The sequence below is a fragment of the Enterococcus malodoratus genome, assembly GCF_027659535.1.
In the GTDB taxonomy this organism is placed as follows: Bacteria; Bacillota; Bacilli; order Lactobacillales; family Enterococcaceae; genus Enterococcus_A; species Enterococcus_A malodoratus.
This window is the reverse complement of record NZ_JAQDPG010000002.1, coordinates 259,252-280,524: the sequence shown is the minus strand read 5'-3', so window position 1 is coordinate 280,524 and position 21,273 is coordinate 259,252. Positions and strand designations below refer to the sequence as shown.

21 protein-coding genes and 1 other RNA gene are annotated in these 21,273 nt (G+C 40.3%); 4 read left to right on the top strand and 18 right to left on the bottom strand.

Features of this window, described 5'->3' with window-relative positions; all coding sequences use genetic code 11:
• Positions 1-101: 101 nt before the first annotated feature.
• The 7 genes from PGP85_RS04740 to PGP85_RS04710 all read right to left on the bottom strand — a co-directional run bounded on the left by PGP85_RS04740 (position 102) and on the right by PGP85_RS04710 (position 7,671).
• The gene (locus PGP85_RS04740; protein ID WP_270326363.1) at positions 102-755 is read right to left on the bottom strand and encodes a DUF2922 domain-containing protein; all 654 of its coding nucleotides are present in this window, start codon (positions 753-755) and stop codon (positions 102-104) included.
• A 43-nt stretch (positions 756-798) separates the two neighbouring features.
• Positions 799-1,185: a hypothetical protein gene (locus PGP85_RS04735; protein ID WP_270326361.1), complete on the bottom strand. Its 387-nt coding sequence runs from the start codon at positions 1,183-1,185 to the stop codon at positions 799-801.
• 359 nt (positions 1,186-1,544) lie between these two features.
• Positions 1,545-2,684, bottom strand: coding sequence for an acetylornithine transaminase (locus PGP85_RS04730; protein ID WP_270326359.1), 1,140 nt, complete (start codon positions 2,682-2,684; stop codon positions 1,545-1,547).
• Positions 2,681-3,430 (bottom strand): acetylglutamate kinase, encoded by a 750-nt coding sequence (gene argB / locus PGP85_RS04725; RefSeq protein WP_270326357.1) that lies wholly within the window; start codon positions 3,428-3,430, stop codon positions 2,681-2,683. The genes PGP85_RS04730 and argB overlap by 4 nt, the downstream gene beginning before the upstream one ends.
• 52 nt (positions 3,431-3,482) lie before the next feature.
• Complete coding sequence (gene argJ / locus PGP85_RS04720; RefSeq protein ID WP_270326356.1) at positions 3,483-4,676, bottom strand: bifunctional ornithine acetyltransferase/N-acetylglutamate synthase; 1,194 nt, start codon at positions 4,674-4,676, stop codon at positions 3,483-3,485.
• A 22-nt stretch (positions 4,677-4,698) separates the two neighbouring features.
• Positions 4,699-5,730, bottom strand: coding sequence for an N-acetyl-gamma-glutamyl-phosphate reductase (argC, locus tag PGP85_RS04715; RefSeq protein ID WP_270326355.1), 1,032 nt, complete (start codon positions 5,728-5,730; stop codon positions 4,699-4,701).
• A gap of 267 nt (positions 5,731-5,997) precedes the next feature.
• Positions 5,998-7,671, bottom strand: coding sequence for a formate--tetrahydrofolate ligase (locus PGP85_RS04710; protein ID WP_270326354.1), 1,674 nt, complete (start codon positions 7,669-7,671; stop codon positions 5,998-6,000).
• A 174-nt stretch (positions 7,672-7,845) separates the two neighbouring features.
• Between PGP85_RS04710 and PGP85_RS04705 the strand changes: the two genes are divergently transcribed.
• Complete coding sequence (locus PGP85_RS04705; protein WP_270326352.1) at positions 7,846-8,046, top strand: cold-shock protein; 201 nt, start codon at positions 7,846-7,848, stop codon at positions 8,044-8,046.
• A 9-nt stretch (positions 8,047-8,055) separates the two neighbouring features.
• Here the strand turns inward: PGP85_RS04705 and PGP85_RS04700 are convergent, their stop codons facing one another.
• The gene (locus PGP85_RS04700) at positions 8,056-8,490 is read right to left on the bottom strand and encodes an EbsA family protein (protein WP_010739198.1); all 435 of its coding nucleotides are present in this window, start codon (positions 8,488-8,490) and stop codon (positions 8,056-8,058) included.
• A gap of 39 nt (positions 8,491-8,529) precedes the next feature.
• Here PGP85_RS04700 and PGP85_RS04695 point away from each other — a divergent pair, with 39 nt between their 5' ends.
• A complete protein-coding gene (locus PGP85_RS04695; protein WP_010739199.1) occupies positions 8,530-8,916 on the top strand; it encodes a ribonuclease HI family protein in 387 nt (128 codons plus the stop codon).
• On the opposite strand, the gene cls is transcribed toward PGP85_RS04695, so the two are convergent.
• The 3 genes from cls to PGP85_RS04680 all read right to left on the bottom strand — a co-directional run bounded on the left by cls (position 8,911) and on the right by PGP85_RS04680 (position 14,472).
• On the bottom strand, positions 8,911-10,371 hold the full coding sequence (cls, locus tag PGP85_RS04690; RefSeq protein WP_270326350.1) for a cardiolipin synthase: 1,461 nt from the start codon (positions 10,369-10,371) through the stop codon (positions 8,911-8,913). The genes PGP85_RS04695 and cls overlap by 6 nt on opposite strands.
• Before the next feature lie 148 nt (positions 10,372-10,519).
• Positions 10,520-13,153, bottom strand: coding sequence for an alanine--tRNA ligase (alaS, locus tag PGP85_RS04685; protein ID WP_270326347.1), 2,634 nt, complete (start codon positions 13,151-13,153; stop codon positions 10,520-10,522).
• A 266-nt stretch (positions 13,154-13,419) separates the two neighbouring features.
• Complete coding sequence (locus PGP85_RS04680; RefSeq protein ID WP_270326346.1) at positions 13,420-14,472, bottom strand: DUF7278 family profilin-like fold-containing protein; 1,053 nt, start codon at positions 14,470-14,472, stop codon at positions 13,420-13,422.
• A 70-nt stretch (positions 14,473-14,542) separates the two neighbouring features.
• On the opposite strand from PGP85_RS04680, the gene PGP85_RS04675 reads away from it, so the two are divergent.
• Entirely contained in the window at positions 14,543-14,983 is a 441-nt protein-coding gene (locus PGP85_RS04675; RefSeq protein ID WP_010739203.1) for a GNAT family N-acetyltransferase, read from the top strand.
• 28 nt (positions 14,984-15,011) lie between these two features.
• Here PGP85_RS04675 and PGP85_RS04670 read toward each other — a convergent pair whose 3' ends face one another.
• Entirely contained in the window at positions 15,012-16,361 is a 1,350-nt protein-coding gene (locus tag PGP85_RS04670; protein WP_010739204.1) for a DEAD/DEAH box helicase, read from the bottom strand.
• Position 16,362: 1 nt separating this feature from the next.
• Positions 16,363-17,511, bottom strand: coding sequence for a VanZ family protein (locus PGP85_RS04665; protein ID WP_010739205.1), 1,149 nt, complete (start codon positions 17,509-17,511; stop codon positions 16,363-16,365).
• A gap of 128 nt (positions 17,512-17,639) precedes the next feature.
• On the opposite strand from PGP85_RS04665, the gene PGP85_RS04660 reads away from it, so the two are divergent.
• A complete protein-coding gene (locus PGP85_RS04660; RefSeq protein WP_010739206.1) occupies positions 17,640-17,954 on the top strand; it encodes a hypothetical protein in 315 nt (104 codons plus the stop codon).
• Positions 17,955-17,966: 12 nt separating this feature from the next.
• On the opposite strand, the gene PGP85_RS04655 is transcribed toward PGP85_RS04660, so the two are convergent.
• The 5 genes from PGP85_RS04655 to gpsB form a co-directional block, all read right to left on the bottom strand.
• Positions 17,967-18,314: a hypothetical protein gene (locus PGP85_RS04655; protein WP_010739207.1), complete on the bottom strand. Its 348-nt coding sequence runs from the start codon at positions 18,312-18,314 to the stop codon at positions 17,967-17,969.
• Positions 18,315-18,429: 115 nt separating this feature from the next.
• Positions 18,430-19,071 (bottom strand): HD domain-containing protein, encoded by a 642-nt coding sequence (locus tag PGP85_RS04650; protein ID WP_010739208.1) that lies wholly within the window; start codon positions 19,069-19,071, stop codon positions 18,430-18,432.
• Positions 19,061-20,224, bottom strand: a complete 1,164-nt coding sequence (locus tag PGP85_RS04645; RefSeq protein WP_010739209.1) for a THUMP domain-containing class I SAM-dependent RNA methyltransferase — start codon at positions 20,222-20,224, stop codon at positions 19,061-19,063. The genes PGP85_RS04650 and PGP85_RS04645 overlap by 11 nt, the downstream gene beginning before the upstream one ends.
• Positions 20,225-20,470: 246 nt before the next feature.
• Positions 20,471-20,843, bottom strand: an RNA gene (gene rnpB, locus PGP85_RS04640) — RNase P RNA component class B.
• 14 nt (positions 20,844-20,857) lie between these two features.
• On the bottom strand, positions 20,858-21,262 hold the full coding sequence (gpsB, locus tag PGP85_RS04635; protein WP_010739210.1) for a cell division regulator GpsB: 405 nt from the start codon (positions 21,260-21,262) through the stop codon (positions 20,858-20,860).
• Positions 21,263-21,273 lie beyond the last annotated feature (11 nt).

Here is a 21,273-nt window from a genome sequence, read left to right as displayed (position 1 = left end):
TCTGAATCAGTGGGCTTTAAATCGTTATTCACTTTTAAATATTTTTATATTAGCCCGTTTATCTTATACCAACGTTGGTTTTTCGATAAGACAAACCATCATCAATTGTTTCGTTTTTTAATCCGATCAATCAAACGCGCGCTTTTTTTCTTCGGTTCGACCGGTGGGGATTGCGTAGTCAAGATCGGTTCAAATGAGAGTTGCTCCGTCAAGATAATTTTAGCGGGATTCGTCTGATCCTCGATTCGAATATCTTTCAATGAGGCATTTTGAGGCATACAGGCCGTGATAAGAGCCAGCGCTTGGCTCTCAGTCAACTTATGCGGATTGATTCCCTCAGGCAATTCGACGGTTTGGACAAGAATATCCGAAGCCAGCTTTTCTTCCGAAATGCATAGATCTTCTGGAATTTGGATAGACTCTGGTCCTTGTTCTGCGCAAGCTGCTTGCGATCTTTCTTGCACAGCGGTCACACTTTGTACGGAACTTTCTGTCGGCGCATCTTTCACGGCAGGCTTAGCCAGCGGTCTTTTCTCATTCTTATCAATAATTATCGTTTCGGTTTTTTCGACAAATTTCGCCGTGATCACTTTTTTGAACAGAACGACACCCTCTTCTTCAAAAATATTTAACAACGTCAATTTTTCTAATGAGGCTTTGATTTCAGCTGGTGTTTTATTAGGATTCGCCTCTTTCACGCTCAAACGGCGGCGCTTTCCATTACTATTTTCAAAAGTAGCGGCTAATCTTCGCATTTATTCTTCCCTCCTTCTCCGTCTATTCTCCCTGAACGATCCGTCATGATCCGACTAATCCTTTCAAAGGTGTTTTGATGAATTGCGTATATAGTTGCTTCGCTTTTTCAGCGATAAATGTTTTGATTGGGAATAATCTGATGGATAAGATGCGCCATTCTTTCTGAGCAAAGTATTCTTTGAAGAAAACATAGTAGCGGCGCAAAGTCCGAGTCGGTTTGCTTTGTAAAAAGATTTGTCGAATTAAATCCTCTAATACAAAAGAAAAATCTTCCTCACCCAATTCTTCACGAACTTGAAGCGCTATCAAAAATTCGATTGTGTCCTGTTCATTCCCCGTTTGATAATAGTTCTTTCTGATTCGCTTTTCTAAAGTTTTGCGGGTTAATGAAAATAATTGCCGTCTATTCAACAGTATTTCTCGCTTCATGAGTGATCCTCCTTTCCTTCAATAGTTGATTTTATCCAAAAATGAATCTTTTCCTTGATCGAGTTATTTACAAGGACAATGTACACCTATTCCTACGGCCTTTGCACTCCAAAATTTAATTATTATTTAAACATAATGATTTTCAAAATAGAATACCTGATTTACCAAGGCTTCCGGCGTTTTCAAATAATGAAAAATATCGCTATTTTGTACTTAACATCACCTTTGAAATGCAAAAAATCCTCAGAAATCATAAAATTTCTGAGGACATTCCCACTAAAATGATTGATATTTAGGAGTTTTTCGGATAATACTAGTAAAAATTCGTTTCAGTTTCCGTTCAAATGCGGAAATAGCTGTTATTTCAGTACCGATTGAATGATTTCGACACCATTTGCTAATTCTTCTTGACTGATCGTCAACGGCGGCAGTAGTCTAAGTACATTTTTTCCAGCTTTGATTGCCAATAATTTTTGCGCCTTCAAATCTTGGATCGTTTGCTGCAGCGTTTCTGCTGAGTCCAGTTCTACACCAACCATCAGGCCTTTTCCACGGACATCAAGAACTTTGTCTGAAACTGCGATAAGCTTGCTCAGTTCTTCGATCAAGTAATTGCCTTTAGCCGTTACTTCTGCCATAAAATCGGGCTGATTGATCTCTGCTACCACCGTATCCGCAACCTTCATCGCTAAATTGTTCCCACCAAAAGTCGTTCCGTGAGAACCAGGGCCAAAAGCTTCGGCTAATTCTTTTTTTCCTAACATTGCACCAACGGGTATCCCGTTAGCCAAAGCTTTGGCGATTGTGATGATATCTGGTTCGATCTGATAAGCTTCAAAGGCGAAAAAGGTTCCTGTTCTTCCCATTCCGGTTTGAATCTCATCAATAATCAATAAACTATTATTCTCTTTACATAATTTTGCGACAGCCTGAAGCCATTCTTTCTCTGCGGGAATAATGCCGCCCTCCCCCTGAATCACTTCCAACATGACCGCCGCCACAGTTTCATCTAATTGCTCCTTCAGCGGCTCAAGCTGATTGTAAGGCAAATATTCGAAGCCTTCGACAATCGGAAAAAAGCCGGCTTGCAAGGCAGGTTGACCAGTCGCACTCAAGGCACCATAGGTTCGGCCATGGAAAGACTGTTCAAAACTTAAGATTTTCGAACGGCCAGTTGCTTTTCTAGCTAGCTTGATCGCCGCTTCATTGGCCTCGGTCCCGCTATTACAGAAAAAAGCTAAATACTCTTTTCCCATCGTCAATTTTTCAGCAACCTGTTCTTGTAAATGGCTGGAGTATAAATTCGAGCTGTGCCAAATTTTGTCGGCCTGCTCTGACAGAGCCTGTATCACTTTAGGATGATTGTGACCTAGATTGCTCACAGCGATCCCGCTCATAAAATCCAAATAGCTTGTTCCGTTTTGGTCGTAAACATAGCTGCCTGAACCATCGACTAAATCAATCGTTTCTCGTGCATAGTTGGGAAAAAGTTGACTCATGCAAAGACCCCCTCCTTTACTATCACAGTACCGGATTTCTCAATGCAGTTGGTAATATGAACTTCTGAAACGCCGTTTTCTAAAGCGTCCATCGCACTTTCCAATTTGGGAATCATGCCTCCGGTGATGACTTTTTCTTTTTTCAATTGTTCCACTTCAGTGATTGAAACCTTTTCAAGCCATTCGCCTGATTGCTTCACCCCGGGAACATCAGTTAATAAATACAAGGTATCCGCATCAACCGCCTCTGCGATTTTACAGGCAGTATCATCAGCATTCACATTCAACCATTGTCCTGTATTCGTCATTCCTAAAGGAGCGATGATCGGAATGTAGTTTTTATGCAGAACACTTTCAATCGCCGCAGGATGAACGTCAGTGATTTCACCAACGTAACCCAACTTTTTCTGATCGATCAATTTTCCTTGGATCAAATTATCGCAAGAGGCATTGAGACCGATCGTCCCAAATCCGTGCTGCTGGAAGAGCGTCGTGATCGTCGGTTGAACTTGACCGATCAGCACCATTTGAGTGACCTTCAGCGCCTGCTCAGTCGTCACCCGCAGCCCGTCTTTTATCATTACCGGAATGTTTAAACGTTCCATCATTTCAGTGATATAGTAGCCGCCGCCATGGACAATAATGATTTCATGGCCGCATGCTTGCCACTGTTCGATTTGTTGGAAAAATTTCTTTGTTAGGTTATCACTGGCTACACCGCCAATTTTTACGACAATTTTACTCATGGTCATTCGCTCCTTATTTCAGATCAGTCAGTCATTTTTCTATTGAGATGTTTTATGTGTGATACAAAGCATTTACTTCGATATATTTATAAGTCAGATCACAGCCCCAAGCTTTTCCGCTTTGTTCGCCAATATTCAGATCCACCGTGATACAAATTTTTTCTTTTTCCAGTGTTTCTTTCATAACTAGTTCGTCAAATTCCTGCGGCTGGCTGTGGTTCAATAATTGCTGATCGCCGATCCACATATCGATTTTTTCCGGATCAGTCTGTGATCCCGCATAGCCAACTGCACAAATGATCCGGCCCCAGTTTGGGTCTTCACCGAACATGGCCGTCTTCACTAGACTCGAGCCCACGACCTTTTTTGCGACCAAACGGGCCTCGGTATCACTAAGTGCACCCACCACTTGTACTTCAATCAGTTTTGTGGCACCCTCGCCATCTTTGGCGATCATTTTGGCCAACGTTTCACTGACCAGCTGGAACATCGCGATAAATTTTTCATGCGCTTCAGAATTTTTTTCAATGATTGGATTTTCTGCCAAACCATTAGCAAGAACTAAAACCATATCATTCGTTGATGTGTCGCCATCAACCGTGATTTGATTAAAGGTCGTCTCCGTTTTGTCAGCCAGCATTTCTTGCAGCAAATCTTTTGAGATTTGCGCATCGGTTGTAATAAAGGCCAGCATCGTCGCCATATTAGGATGGATCATGCCAGACCCCTTTGCGACACCAGCCATTGTCACCATCTGACCATTGATTTCCTCGGTTACGACGATTTCTTTTGTGCTGGTATCAGTTGTCAAAATGGCTTCGTGAAACGCATATGGTTGTTGCTGCTGCAAATCAATTTTACTAATACCAGACTCAATAATCTCCATCGGCAATTGTTTTCCAATCACTCCTGTTGAGGCAACTGCGACATTTTCTTTTGCGACGTTTAATTGAGACGCTGCTAAGGACTGCATCTCCTTTGCGTTTTCCAATCCAAGATCTCCTGTACAGGCATTTGCGATACCTGAGTTGACCACTACCGCTTGGACTTTTTGATCAGCCATTGCTTCTTTAGTAACGAAAATCGGGGCCGCTTTGACTTGATTCGTGGTGTAAACCGCGGCCGCATTAGCTGGGATCGCTGAATAGATCACACCTAAATCTTTCTTTTCTTTTTTTAAGCCTGCATGTAAGCCAGTTGCATAAAAACCTTTAGGACTGGCGATTGTTCCGTCTATAATTTGCATATTCTTCACACTCCGAAATTTTTTAAGGATAAATTGGGACAAGCTCTAAACCGGTCGTTTCTGGCCAGCCTGCTAGATGATTTAGATTATGAACGGCCTGCCCGGCAGCGCCCTTCACTAAATTATCCAATACGGTGACTACCGTGATCATGTTAGTGACCTCATTGTAGGCAACGCCGATATCACAAAAGTTTGATCCGATGACTTGTCGCAAGTTGGGATAACAATTTTGATTTTGTACCCGAATAAACGGTTTTTCTTGATAAAACTCTTGGTAAATATCCCATAATTGGCTTTGCGTCATCTTTTCTTTACTTCTAGCATATGTAGTAATAAAGATTCCTCGTGTCACTGGAATCAAAGAAGTAGAAAACTGGATCGCCGGGATTTTTTTATCCCATCTTTGCAATTGCTGCATAATTTCTGGAATATGTTGGTGACTATTCATTTTATAGAGGGTCATATTTTCATTGCTATTAACGAAATGACTCGATTCAGATAAGTTCTTTCCGGCACCGGATAATCCCGATTTTGCATCAACGATAATCGATTCTGTCTCGATTAATTCCTGTGTTACAAAAGGAGCCAGTGATAATAAGCTGCCTGTCGCATAACAACCAGGATTAGCGATTAATTTTGATGATGGTTCAGGATAAAAGTCCGCTAGACCATAATGCGCATTTTGCAGAAAATCAAAAGGAGCACTTGAATTTTTATACCACTTCTCATACTGCCCACCGGCCTTTAAACGAAAATCACCAGATAAGTCGATGATTGGGAAATCTGCTTCGACAAAGGCTGTCGCGATTTCTTTGGAAATACCTGACGGCGTTGCGAAAAATACCAGCTCAGCTCGCTCCATTATTTTTGTCGAATCAATCGGCTCCAATGGCAGATCGAGTAATTGTTTTAAATGCGGCAGATATTCATCGATATCTTTACCATTCTGAGAATGGCTATGAATAGAAACAATGTCCACTTTCGGATGTTGCAATAAAAGACGAACCAACTCGATCCCGCTATAACCCGTCACTCCGATAATCGATACTTTCATATGATCCACTCCCTTCTCATCTTTGAGGAAAATAATTTTGGTTTTCATTCGTATATTCTTTCATTTTCGAACTGTCTAAGAATTGTATAATAATACGATTAGAAACCTGCTATTTGTGATGATTATACGTTTAGTATTTATACAAGTCAATGGTTTTTTATAAATTTATTCAGGCTTTTTTCAAAATAATATGCATTTATTCTTTTTAGTATGCAAAAAAACGCAGAGACGACTCATCTCTGCGTTTTCTAATCTTCTATTATGTGTTTAGAATAGACCGATTGCATTGCCTTCTTCATCAACATCCATGTTTAATGCTGCTGGTTTTTTCGGCAAACCAGGCATGGTCATCACATCACCGGTCAAAGCGACCACAAAGCCCGCGCCGATTTTTGGAACAAATTCACGAATCGTCACATCGAAGTCAATCGGAGCACCCAATTTACTTGGATCATCAGATAAGGAATATTGCGTTTTTGCCATACAGACCGGCAGGCGATCCCAGCCATATTTTTTAAAGCTGGCTAATTGCTGCTGCGCCTTCTTACTATAGATAACTTCATTTCCACCGTAAATCTCGCGAACGATCGTTTCGACTTTTTCGTTCAAGTCATCCTGATCTCTGCTAAAGATCGAATGGAAATTGTTTTCCTCATTTGCGATCACATCAACCACTGTTTTAGCTAAGTCAATACCGCCATCTGGCCCCTTTTCCCAAACACTGGCAAGCTCAACCTTCACATCTTCCTGTTCGCAAAGACTTTTTAATAAGGATATTTCTTTTTCCGTATCACTAATAAACTCATTGATAGCTACCACGACAGGCAAGCCATATTTACGCATGTTGCGAATATGCTTAGCAAGATTGCTAAAGCCTTCCTTCAAAGCCTCAAGGTTTTCAGCGCTTAAATCTGTTTTCGCAACGCCGCCATGCATTTTCAATGCGCGAATGGTCGCGACGATCACCACAGCATCAGGTGCTTTGCCTAAACTTGGTACTTTGATATCCAAGAATTTTTCTCCGCCAAGATCCGCGCCGAAGCCGGCTTCCGTAACGGCATAATCACCACAATGCAATGCGGCTCTAGTTGCTAAGATACTGTTGCAGCCGTGTGCGATATTCGCGAATGGTCCGCCATGCACAAAGGCTGGTGTTTGATAAATTGTTTGAACAAGATTTGGTTTTATCGCATCCTTAAGTACCAGCGCCAAAGCACCCTCAACTCTTAAATCACCAACCGTTACTGGTTCACGATCAAATGTGTAAGCCACAACAATGTTGGATAGTCGACGCTTCAAATCTTTCAGACCTGTCGCCAAGCATAGGATCGCCATGATTTCACTGGCTACTGTAATGTCGAATCCATCTTCCCGCGGAACACCGTTGATTGGTCCGCCAAGTCCCACAGTGATATGACGCAATTCGCGATCATTTAGATCTACCACTCGTTTCCAAATTACTCGCCGCGCGTCGATGTTTAATTCGTTGCCTTGATGAATATGATTGTCTAATAATGCAGATAGCGCATTGTTAGCCGTCGTAATCGCGTGCATGTCACCAGTGAAATGCAGATTGATGTCTTCCATTGGCAATACTTGCGCATAGCCGCCGCCGGTTGCTCCGCCTTTGATTCCCATTACTGGTCCTAAAGAAGGTTCGCGCAAAGCAATCACTGTTTTTTTACCAATTTTATTTAGGGCATCTCCTAAACCGATTGTAACAGTTGATTTACCTTCACCTGCTGGAGTTGGATTGATCGAGGTCACTAGGATCAGTTTTCCTTCAGGATTCTTTTTCATTTTTTCTAAAGCATCAAATTCAATTTTTGCTTTATATTTACCATGCAATTCTAAATCATCAAAAGATAAATTAATTTTTTCTGCAACTTCTGTAATTGGTGCTAGAGTCGTTGCTTGAGATATTTCAATGTCAGTCTTCATAAAAACTCCCTTTCCCGAACGTTATTCAGAAAAACACACTTTTTTATTCGTTCATTTTTATTATAACGAATTTTTCTGAGAAAAACAGCACCTAGAATCGGCAATCTTATTGATTCGCAATTTTTGTTTCCATCACGTATAATAAAAACAGCAATTGCAAAGGGGTGTTGCGTGATGAATAGTGGCATTGTTAAATGGTTCGATGAAGAAAAAGGCTATGGTTTTATTGACTATGAAGAGAATCAAGAGGTATTTGTTCACTTTACCGCTATTGAGGAAGACGGGTTCAAAACTTTGGATTCTGGTGACGAAGTAGAATTTGTAATTGTCGAAGGCGCACGCGGTATGCAGGCGGCTCATGTGAAAAAGAAATAAACGAAAAGATCAGTCACGACTGATCTTTTCGTTTGTTTTTTTAATTTCAATTTCAGGATAAAATGCGGCAAAATCTTTGATAAAAGCTTCTTTTCGTTTTTTCCGCATGGCAAGATGGAAATTCGCGCCGCTAAGTCCCTTGCGCTGGATAATAATCCCGTCTTTACAAAGAGCCAAATAATCGATATGCTCTCGAAGGATCGTCTCGCGCCGCCAAAGTCTGGCATACCGGATTCTTATCCCAGATTCTTCAAGAAATAAATAGCGATGAAGCCCGACCAGCGAAAATAAAAGGAAGATCCCAATAAAAATGTTCCCTCTTAAATAAGGATGGGTTTTTTCCAAGGTCAAAATTAGACCATAAAAAAGAATAATAAAGGTCAGCGACCAATAAATTATGCTAATCGAAAGCTCTGGTTGCCAAAAATAGCGTTTTTTTTCCATGCATTTACTCCTACTCTACTCTAAAAAAGGATGATCATTATGTTAAAAGTATATACCGATGCTGCCACGAATGCAGAAAAAAGTGGCGGAGGCATTCTAATTATTGCTGAAAAGCAAAAACAACTTGCGATATCATTGCCCGAAACCGACAATCATCAAGCCGAATTGGCCGTAATTCTCTATGCGCTAACTTATTTAATTGAGCATCAGTTGAATGATCAAACGATTTTGCTCTATTCTGATAGTAAAACTGCAATAAAAATTTTAGACCAAGGACAAACAAAAAACAAGCTCTTCCAGCCATATTTATCAGAGTTTAATGAATTGGCTCCGCAATTCCCCTTACTTGTCCTGCAATGGATCCCCGAGGGCAAAAATAAAGGGGCGGACAATCTAGCCCGCCAAGGATTGCGAAAAAAACTATAAAACTGGTGATAACAAGCGAGAAAAACGCTGTTTGAAGTTTAACCAATGAGATTGATTGGCAATCATTTCATCAGTTAATAAGATACATTCCTTCATATCATCTTCAAATATTTTACGGAATAACCGCGCTACCTCTGGATCATAGATAAAACTGCTGACTTCAAAATTCAGCTCATAGCTTCTGATATCCTGATTAGTAGAACCAAAAGTCGCTAACTCGTCATCTACCACGATGGTCTTAGAATGAAGGAACCCATCTGCATAATGGTAAATTTTAACACCGCGCTGATGCAAATAATTCGCGTAGTACTGCGTCGCGCGATAAATGAACGGATGATCCGGCATATTTGGAATCATAATTCGGACATCGATCCCAGAGCGCACAGCAATTAAGATTGCTGAAATCATCGTCTCGTCTGGAACAAGATACGGACTTTTAATCCAAACGCTCTTTTCCGCGGCTAAAATCAAGCGAACAAAGCCGTCCTTAATAATCTGTTCGCTTGAGTCAGGGCCATCAGCAACAATCTGCATCGGTACCCCTTTGTCGATTTGCTTCTGCGGCAAAACAAAATACTCCGGCAGATAACCCATACGCTCCGTTTTATCTGCTACAGAAGCATTCCAATCACGAATAAAGATCTCCTGTAAGGTGAAGCTTGCAGTCCCTTCAATCCTACCATGCGTATCCCGCCATCTGCCGAATCGTTCAGATTCTCCCAGATATTGATCCCCAACATTAAAGCCGCCTGTCCAACCAATTTGACCATCCACTACAACGATCTTGCGATGCAAGTGATAATTCAAACGTGTTTTGGCTAAAATGTTTTTTGATGTGATGAATGGTGTGACTTTCCCGCCATTCTTGATCAATGTTTCAAAAAATTTCTTATTTGTTTTAGGCGACCCCCACGGATCATAGATCATTCGTACTTCTACGCCTTGAGCGGCCTTCTCCTCTAAGATACGCATAAAACGATTGCCGATTCGATCATTAAAGAAGGCATAATATTCAACATGAATCGTACTTTGTGCTTCCCGCAGATCCACAAATAGACGTTCAAATTTTTCTGTTCCATCTAAAAAGAATTCCAGTTCATTTCGAATCGCTAGTGGCGACTCATCTAAATTTTTAAAATACTTTACTAAAGCCGTTGCGGCCGGATACAGTTGATCCGGTTCGTTATAATCCACATGGCGATTGTCTTCTTGGATCATTCCATTAATTTCTTTTACACGCGTTTCATCTTCCTGTTCAAAACGATACATCGTTTCCCCATCGATTCCACGACCGCAAAAAGCGTAAATAAGAAAGCCGATGACTGGTAAAAAGATTAAGGTCAGAAGCCAAGCCCAGATCGTCGTAATATTCCGCGGTTTGCGAAAAACAGTAATGATCGCGCCGACGGCATTGACAATAAAAATAAGAAAAATAATTTGCTCAATAATTCCCAAGTGGTCCCCTCTTTTCAAAAAATAAATCTCTCATTCAAATTATACCGAAAGAAGCTTAGCTTTAAAAGAAACACGTCGTCAATAATGGAATTTTTCTCATTCAAAAAAGGCAGGACGCTATGTTTGTCCTGCCTCATAAAACTATTTCCTATGCCAACCAGTTTTCAACTTCTGTTAGTGCAGCTGATAATCCCGCTGGATTTTTTCCGCCGGCTTGCGCCATATCAGGTCGACCGCCACCGCCGCCGCCTACTTTTGGAGCGATTGCTTTGATTAAATCGCCAGCTTTTAGGCCCTTCTCATTCGCAGCAGGGCTCATAGCTGCTAGAAGATTGACTTTCTCGCCTTGAACAGTTCCAAGAACAAGAACGTCTGATAAGGCTTTTTGTTTCCATTGATCAGCTAATTGACGCAGCTGATTCATGTCCTTCACATTGACTTGGGCTGTGATCACAGTCGTACCGTTGATTTCTTTCACATCTTTGAAGACATCCCCAGCTTGTTGATTCGCCAATTTTGTTGCTAAGTGTTCGTTTTCTTTCTGTAACTCACGTAATTGCTGTTGCAACTGCTCTGTCTTGCTGACAACTTCTTTGATTTGTGGTGATTTGACGATCTGTGCAACTTGAAGCAATTGTTCTTCTTCTTCGCGGAACGCTTGATAAGCTTCTTTGCCGGTCAGCGCTTCGATCCGACGAACGCCGGCACCGATTCCTGATTCAGAAACAATCTTGAATACACCGATATCTTCTGTATTAGCAACATGTGTCCCGCCGCATAGTTCAATCGACCAATCGCCGATATTTACCACCCGTACATCGTGACCATATTTTTCACCAAATAGTGCCATTGCACCCATGTTTTTCGCTGTATCGATATCCGTTTCAATCGTAACCACTGGAATAGCTTCCCAAATTTTTTGGTTGACAATTTTTTCCATTTCTTTTAGTTCTGCGGCAGTCACTTGACCAAAATGCGTAAAGTCAAAACGTAAATGCTTATCTGTCACTAATGAACCCGCTTGGTTCGCGTGATCTCCTAAAACCTCTTTTAATGCTTTATGCAGTACATGCGTCGCGGTATGGTTTTTGATAATTTTATTGCGATAAGCTGCATTAACTTGTAAGAAATAAGTTGAACCTTCGCTTAATGGTGCAAGAATTTCTACCGTATGCAGCGCTTGCCCATTTGGCGCTTTTTGGACATCTATCACATTGGCGATAATTTTGCCGTCTTGATCAACAATAATCCCTTTATCGGCGATTTGTCCCCCCATTTCAGCATAGAACGGTGTTTCAGCAAAGATTACTTGTGCTTCACCCTCACTCACTGATGAAACCAGTGCATTGTCTTGTAAAATGACTAGTAATTCACTTTCTCTTTCTAAATGGTCATAACCGACAAATTTGCTTGTTACTTTGATGTCGCCTAATAAGGCTGTTTGAACACCCATTGATTTTTCTGTTGTTCGTGCAGCACGAGCACGCTCTTTTTGTGCCTGCATTTCTACATCGAAGCCAGCATGGTCGACTTTCAAACCTTCGTCCTCTGCAACTTCTTCGGTAAGTTCCACTGGAAAGCCGAAGGTATCGTAAAGTTTGAAGATCATTTTACCATCTAATGTCGTTTCATTATTCGCCTTCAATTCAGCCAACACATCGTTGAGCATCGTTAGGCCATCATTAATCGTTTCGTGGAAACGTTCTTCTTCCGTACGAACAACTTTTTCGATAAACGCCTCTTGCTGTTTGACTTCTGGATAATAACTCACCATAATCTCGCCAACAACTGGAACTAGTTTATATAAGAACGCTTGGTCAATCCCCAGCTTTTTCCCATGCATAACGGCACGACGCAATAGACGACGTAAAACATAACCACGACCTTCGTTTGAAGGAAGAGCACCATCACCGATCGCGAAAGCCAAAGAACGAATATGGTCAGAAATAACTTTGAAAGAAATATCTAATTGATTGTCAGTACCATATTTTTTCCCGCTCAATTCTTCCACTTTACCAATGATTGGTAAGAACAAGTCGGTCTCAAAGTTAGTCGGAGCATCTTGGATAATTGAAACCATCCGTTCAAGTCCCATCCCGGTATCAATGTTTTGATGCGGCAATGGTTCGTAAGTTCCCTGCGGTGTATGGTTGAACTCTGAGAATACCAGATTCCAGATTTCAAGATAACGTTCATTTTCCCCACCAGGATAATTTTCTGGATCGTCTTCTGCTAAATCATTAAACGATTCGCCGCGATCATAGAAAATTTCTGAGTCAGGACCGCTTGGACCAGCGCCAAGATCCCAAAAATTGTCTTCAATTTCAACTACGTGATCTGCTGGAATCTTAACTTCTTCCAACCAGATACGTTTTGCTTCTTTATCTTCTGGATAAACCGTCACGTATAGCTTATCTGGATCGAAACCAATCCAGTCTGGTGACGTTAAAAATTCCCAGGCCCATTCGATCGCTTCTACTTTAAAATAATCACCGATCGAAAAGTTGCCCAGCATCTCAAACATCGTATGGTGACGAGCTGTCTTACCTACGTTTTCAATATCATTGGTACGAATGGATTTTTGAGCATTAGCAATCCGCGGATTTTCTGGGACAACACTGCCGTCAAAGTATTTTTTCATCGTTGCAACACCTGAGTTGATCCACAGCAAAGTTGGATCATTGACCGGTACTAACGATGCACTCGGTTCGATCATGTGTTGTTTGGTTTTAAAGAAATCTAAAAACATTTGGCGCACTTCAGCGCTTGATAATTTTTTCATCTGTATTCCCCTTTTCTTAAAAAAATAAAAACTACCACTGCAGTCAAGGACGAAAACTCGCGGTACCACCTTGATTGCAATGATAGTTTGATCATTACCTCTTCAGCTCGTTAACGCTGAGCAGCGTTGATTTTTCAACCAAAAATGTCGGGAGCAATTTATTATCCGCAACGTGCAGCTTTCAGCAATCGTGCACTTTCTGTAGATGCGTGAAGAATAAACCATATCCTTTTAAGAGTATAGAAAAAAGTTTGTCAAAAGTCAAACTAGATCTTGATTAAAATCGCTTTACGATACAAATAGTCACTCGGCGACAGCACTTCTTCATGAAGCATTGACGTGCTGTTGCTGTAATAACTAGCTAACGGAAGAAAATCAACGATCGGAATACCAACATTGTTTTTCTTGTTCGTCAATTTTAGTACGCCAGGATCTTCAGTAATTTCAAAACGTTCCATCGAAGTTTCAAAAAATAAACCAAACATATTGGCCTGTTCCATCATTTTTCTGACATTTTTCCCGCGATAAGGATCCATCACGTTCAAATCATTGCCCCAGCGGAACAAGCGTCGACTGCCGGCACCATTCACATATTCCCATTGATCCTCTGTCAATAAGTCGAAATTCTTTTTGCGAATCGCTTTTCGCAAGCTGGTATAAGTATGCTTTTCATGACTAAAGACATAATAACTATCCGAATGAGGAATCATTTCGATGTACCAGCGGTCTTCCTTCAACACATTTTTAGGAAATGACCAAGTCATACTTTCCTCAGGTGTAAGATTAGGCGATAGTACCTCTTTTATTTCTTCTTCATATGTTGAAAATTGATCGGCCTCACCCGAAAAGCTTCCCGTTACCGAATCATAGACCCCTAAATAATTCGTCCCTGCCGGTAGAGCATGGCGTTGGACAAACATAGGTGGGATTTGAACTTTCCGTAAGCTGGTCGTTTTATCATTGATCAGTTCCCCTAATGAATCTACATCAAAAAAGTTGTATTGCCCCCGCAGCTCCTGCGGAATCGTAATTTCCTGTGCGCTAGGTGCTGTTTCTAATAAAGACAAGCCTTTGGTCCCCAAATTCCAGCCCAAAATGGCATCTTTATTGCCAGGAATGAACACAAACTCCTCTTCGTCTATCATTAATTGAAATGTCTGGCACTTAATACCAAATAAATCAAAATCTTTTAACTCAATATCCGAAATCTTCATTAACGGATTTACAAAATGAAGCAAAAGCTGGCTTAACAACGTGCGTTTTTCTCTTGGATTCAATCGTTTCCAATAGGACCAGTCCAATTGATCTAATAAGTTCATAAATCTTTCTGCCTCCTCCAACAATCGTATGCTAGAATTATACCATTATCATCAAGAAATGAGGAAAAAGATGAAGGAATATTTTGGAGCTTCGCCAGAACTACGAGCTGCAGCCTTTTATTTACGCTATCAAATTTTCATTTTAGAACAAGAAATCTCACCAGAGGATGAATTTGATGCCCTTGACACAGCTGATCGGCACTATTATGTGCTCTTTGATAATGAACTACCGATCGCAACGATTCGTTATCAAAAATTAGACAAACAAACGCTTAATCCTGACCGTTTATGCGTATTGCCTGATTATCGCCAACAAGGTTTAGGGGCAAAGCTCTTAACTTCGATTGAACAACGGGCAATCAGTGAAAAATGCAAGCGATCCATTCTTTCTGCAGAAACCACTGCGCAGCAATTTTACGAAAACTTGGGGTATCATGTGATTTCTGATGTCTTTATCGAGGATGGAATTCCTTGTGTCAAAATGCAAAAAGCACTTGCGGCCAATCAATAATGATGGCTGCAAGTGCTTTTATTAGCTGTTAAGAGTTGGAACGTTTCTTGTTCTTACGAGCACCGCGTTCTTCTTGACGTCGCGTTTGACGTCGTTTTTGTTTATTTGAATCGGCAATTGCTCGGTCAATTTTCTTTTTATAACCTGGTTTGATTTTTTTCTTCGATTTTTTAACAAGTCCAATCAAGGTTGGATCTAATTCATCCTTTGATTTTTCCCGTTTTTTCCGGCGGTTTCGATCATACGTATCCACGATCTCATCATTTTTGATTTCTTTAGGCTGGAAGGTCACGCCCATATTTTCAATCAATGAAACATCATTTTCATCACTTGGACTATACAATGTAATCGCTGTTCCAGGTAACCCGTTTCGACCGGTTCTTCCGACACGATGGATGAAGAAATCCAAATCCTGTGGAATCTCCGCATTGATAACGTGGGAAACTCCTTCGATATCAATCCCGCGAGCCGCTAAGTCAGTCGCCACAACATATTGATAATCCAAGTTTTGGACTTGGCGCATTACACGTTTCCGTTCACGAGGAGAAATACCGCCGTGAATTTTCGCTACCTTCAATCCTTGTTTCTTCAAATAATCGCTGATTTCATCAACATGTTGCTTCGTGTTCGCAAAAACGATTGCTAAATAAGGATGACCGATCGTTAGTAACTGATAGAGCAAACGATTTTTGTCTTGCCCTTTAGTAGAAATCAACCAGTTCTCGATGGTATCGGAGATCACCGCATGCGATTTGATCTCTTCAATGACTGGATTTTCCATATATTTTAATAGGAATGGACGTAATTTCTCTGGAATCGTTGCTGAGAACACCAGCATTTGCAAATGTTTTGGCAAACGACCGGCTATTTGATCGACTTCTGTTAAAAAGCCCATATCCAAAGTCATGTCCGCCTCATCAACGACAAAGTATTCTGCCGTATGAACTTTTAAGGCCTGTTCATTCATCATATCTAAAATTCGTCCAGGTGTTCCAATGACAACATGGGGCTGATGAGTCGTCAATTTATCTACCTGACGCTGTTTGTCGGTTCCGCCGACAAAGTTAGTCACTCGCATCTCGATGGGTGAAAATTGAGCGATCTGAACCGCTGCTTGATAAATTTGACTAGCTAACTCGCGACTAGGTGCTGTGATTACAACTTGAACTGCATCCTTTGCAGCATCGATATTATTCATTAATGGTAGTAAAAATGTATGAGTCTTTCCTGACCCAGTTTGTGATTGACCAACGACATTTTTCCCTTTTTTGATTAATGGGATCAGCTTTTCTTGAACCGCTGTTGGTTCAGTAAAACCTTTATCCTTGATGGCTTCAAGGATAAACGGTTGGAAATTGAATGATTCAAACGTTCGCATGTTATACCTCTTTCTTAAGTGTGCTGATTGTAAACGTGTGACTTGCTTTATCATGGAATAGGCGGTGTTTTCGTCTTATGAGAGCATACAATAAGTTGAATAGAAATAAAAGTAAAATTCCTAAACTTATCAAACCAAATGTGACATATGCGATAAAAACAGTATGATTTGTAGTGGTCAAGTGATTCATTGTGTATTGGAAAATTTGCAGTAACCCATACATCAGCAAATAAAATGCACTATATCGTTTAACGAGACTCCACAAACGAATATGTTCGCGATTCTTTTCTACAACTTGTATCCGCACTATTTTTTTTCCGACAGTTTGACCATTCCATAGATACATGAAGATCATAAAATAAAGGATAACCTCAAGTGTAAAACCTACGAAAGAATAATTAAATAGATCGTAAACAGCCGTCGGCAGAAAACTTGAAAGAAAACTTAATAATGTACTAAGAATGCCAATAACAAACCAGTCAATCATCATCGCCAAAAAACGACGCAGCAGCGAAACCGTTTGACCCTTAACCAATGATTCAGAATCCAATTCACTTCGAGTTGGCAAAAAGAAGGTAAACAACGGTGCACAAGCAAAACCTAAAAGACCGCCTATCGTATTATGCAATAGATCATTTACATCAAATAAACGATAAGGCCGCGGATAAATAAAATACAATCCACTTAATTGTGTCAGTTCAAAAAATAGAGATAAACAGAAACTTGCTAAGATTGTCTTTCCAAGAGAAAACTTGAAGTAATAGCGGCAATAAACACCGAATGGAAAAAGCAAGAAAATATTAAACACCGGTTCCAGAAAGACGCTTTGCTTCATTGCTGCTAGATACGTGCTTGGATTGTTCAATTGTAGAACAGTCTGATTCATAAAATTATGCCATGATTGAAACAAATGCAATTCGTAACGCGGCCCGGTCATTTGAGCCACACTGCTGATACTAGGCAAAGGCAGAATCACTAAGTAATACGCACATAATAAGTAGAAAACAAAAGAATACAAAATAACACTTCTCAGTTTTCCTAACTGTCCGTATTTACGATAATAATAAATTAGAAATGGGGCAGCAATTACCATTGCCAAAAAAGGAAAAGTGAGTACCGCCGCTTTGATTGGAAAAATATAACTGTTCATAAAACTCCCTCGTTTTTAAGACTTTTTTTACCGATCCTGTTTCAAATCAGCAAGGCTTTTTCTGTATTATGGTAGAATAGATGCGTATCCATCGTAATAATGAACATTTCTTAAGGAGGTAAAAATAAATGCTTAACCCGCTTTTTGCTTTTGGCGTTCCCGCCGCTTTAATGGTTATCTACATGATTTTCTATTTTGTAAAAAAATTAAGAAGCACGGACTATCGTCGTTTCGTCTTAACACTAATTGCAGTTTTCTTAACAACTTTTAGTTATCAAGTGTATAACTATAGTCAAACAGTCATAGCAATTACTTCGGCCGAGAGTTTCCAAAAAAACTTTGGTTACAGTCAAGGTCGCTTAGTGGTGCCGTTAATTCTAGGGGCCGTCTTATCTGTCATTAACTTCTATTATCTTTTTCGTCAGTTTAGAAAAAAAGAATAACAGGACACCCTGCTATTCTTCCAAATCAAAGAATTTGATTTCCACATTGTCTAATAGGCTCAGGGTGTTTAAATCCAAATTGACCCATTCTTTTGTTGTGGGTTGATAATGGTTATCCTCAAAAGACATTTCAATCGCATTCAATAATTGTTCTGATGTACCAAAAAAACTTCGATCTTTTTCAAGCAAGACACTGATCAGTGCCGGATTTTCTACTAGGAAATAATCCTCTTGATATTTATATAAAATAATTTGATAGGTCTTATTTGTAAGTTGGCAACGAATAGCAAATAATCCCTCAGACAAGTTGGGCATTTTTCCCAAAACTTCTTCGGGACTCAAAATTTCACGATGCAGCATTTAGAGTTCCTCCTAACCAAGGAACATTATAGGAGAAAAATAAGTTCACTGGAAATAATATGTCTTGTCTAAGGGATTTTTTTAGTTTTTTATGATTATTTAAGCTCCAATTTTATTATAAATTCCACTCTTCATAAAATCTTTTTAAAAACTCTTCCATAAATACCATTCTTTTTTGTGCCTCGGCCTTACCTGCTTCTGTGTTCATCGTCGCCGGCAATTTAAACAATTTTTCATAAAAATGATTGATCACGGTACTTTTCTGTCGATACTCCTGCTTAGTTTTAAACTCTTGCGGTAAAAGATTGGGGTCATATAAAGGACTTTGTGTGTGACCTCCATAATAAGCGGTTCGAAGAATACCGATCGCACCCAGTGCATCTATACGATCAGCATCTTGAACAATTTGTCCCGCTAAAGTTAACTCCGCCTTTCCCAATTCTAGTTCTTTAGAAAACGAAATATTTTCGATGATGTCAAAAATTTCATTTATACTTTCATCGGAAAAACTAAGTCCTTTTAAAAACTTTTTAAGAGCTTCTTTTTCGCTTTCAACATTTGCGAAGACTTTGTCATCTATCACGTCATGCAGATAACTTGCGGCTTCGATTAACAATATATCTTGAATGCCTTCTTCTTCAGCTAATTTTCCAGCAATTTTTGCTACCCGTTCAACATGGTAGAAATCATGGCCGCTGCGATCGCTGCCAAGTTTTTCCTTTGCATACCCGCGGATCGCCGCTAAATTATTTTGCATCGTTTCTCGGCATTCTTGGCGGACGTTCACCCCAGTATTGGAACAGGTCAGTTCTTATTGCACCGTTATACAATTTTCTTTTCTTAGTAGCCTTAGCGCCATAAAACTCCTCGAAGGCTAGATCACTCGTCAAGATATATTTACTCCAAGTCTTCAACGGACGGAAAACATCGCCCATCTCGCGGTACAATGCACGAACTTGTTCTTCCTCACCTAAACGTTCTCCATAAGGAGGATTGGCTACGATCACACCATAATCTTTTTCTGTTTTGAAATCTTTGACCGCTCGTTGCTTAAAGTCAATCGAACCACCTAATCCAATTTCCTCAGCATTAGCTTGCGCAATCTCAATCATTCGGCCATTAATATCAGAACCCGCGATATCCAATTCAATATCATAATCTGCCGCCTCATCTGCTGCAGCACGAACTTTGTCTAAAACAGCTGGGTCGAACCAATCCCATGCCTCACAAGCAAATTCACGATTGAATCCTGGAGCGATGTTATGACCAATCAAGGCCGCCTCAATACATAAAGTACCTGAACCACAGACAGGATCATAAAATGGACGGTCTTTCCTCCAATTGGTCAGCATTACCAATGCTGCCGCCATATTTTCTTTTAAGGGCGCGCCACCCTTTTCTAATCGATACCCCCGTTTGAATAAACTTGGGCCAGTCGTATCCAAAGTCAGAACAACATGGTCTTTTAACAACGCAACTTCCAATTGGAACAGCGCACCTGTTTCAGGCAATGGAACCCGAGCAGGACGATGGTAGACTTCACGCAATCGTTCAACGATAGCCTTTTTTGTAATTGATTGGCAATCGGGTACACTGTACAGTTTTGATTTGATTGAACGACCAGCAACTGGGAATTCAGCATCCATTGGCAAGAAATCTTCCCATGGAATCGCTTTGACTTTTTCAAATAATTCATCAAATGTAAAAGCGTCAAACTCGCCGACAATTATTTTTACGCGATCAGCCGTTCTTAACCATAAATTCGCAGTAGCGATCGTTTCAAGATCGCCTTTAAAACGTGCACGTCCGTTTTCAACTTGGCAATCAATTCCTAAATCTCTCAGTTCCTTGCCTACTAACGCTTCGATACCTGCTGCGGCAGTAGCAATTAAATTATATTGTTTTTCCATGATAGCTCCTTTTGGGTTTCGTTATCTTAATAATGACATTTGTCTATTGCTCAGATTCCATAGTAGAGATTTTCAAAAGGATAAGAATCTCCTCGATTCTTATCTCTCAAATCCTTGCGCTAAACAGCATAATCAATTTTTTCTATTTGTCTGAATTCAGCTCGTTTTTTTAATGTTGAAAAAAACGGACTGAAAAAAAACCTTCACAACACAAAGTTGGAAGGCACACCCTGAATTGCTGCAATTTTCTGTAAGCCATGTTTTGTACGCCGAACAACTCAGGGGAGTTTGTCCGTCGTGGTAATCATCTATCTCCGACATAAATGCCGTCTCTTTCATCGTTCATTTCCTTAGAAAAAGCGCCCCTACCATCGTTTGGGTTGCTCGCTCGAGGGGTTTACCGCGTTCCACCATTTTGATTTCTCAAAATGCTTCGTCACTGTGGCACTTTCAAGAATACTCAGGCATAGATTACTCCTTAGCCCTTTTTTCTGCCGTTACCCAATTAAGAGTACCTTAGCTTATGGTTTCGCTAAGCACGAACACTACAGACATCTCAGTCTGTGCGAGCATGGACTTTCCTCAGCCTGCGTAATGCAGACCGCGATTACCAAAAAATTGCATCATTCAAATTTAAAATTGACGAGTTTTTTCAATATCACTTTCGTCTTGTGTATAATTTTGACCAAAATCAGAAGTTGTCGCTTGACTTGACGCTTGTTGATCAAGTTTTTTACCGAACACTTCTCTCTCAAGATTTGATAAACGTTTCAAAATGTCAAAGTTCGTAACAGCTGAACTCTTAGGTGCCGCTTCTTTTACACGTGAAGGAGCTGGCTGAGCTTTTGATAGTTGTTCAACTTTTGCTTTCAAGCGATCGTTTTCTTCTCTTAGTGTCAATAATTCTTTGTTATAAGCTTCATAATCTTTGATTACATTGTCCAAAAATTCGTCGACTTCGATTGGATCGTAACCGCGCATCTTTGTTTTAAATTCTTGCTCCAAAATATCGTTCGGAGTATAGATTACATTCGCCATTTTTCCACCTC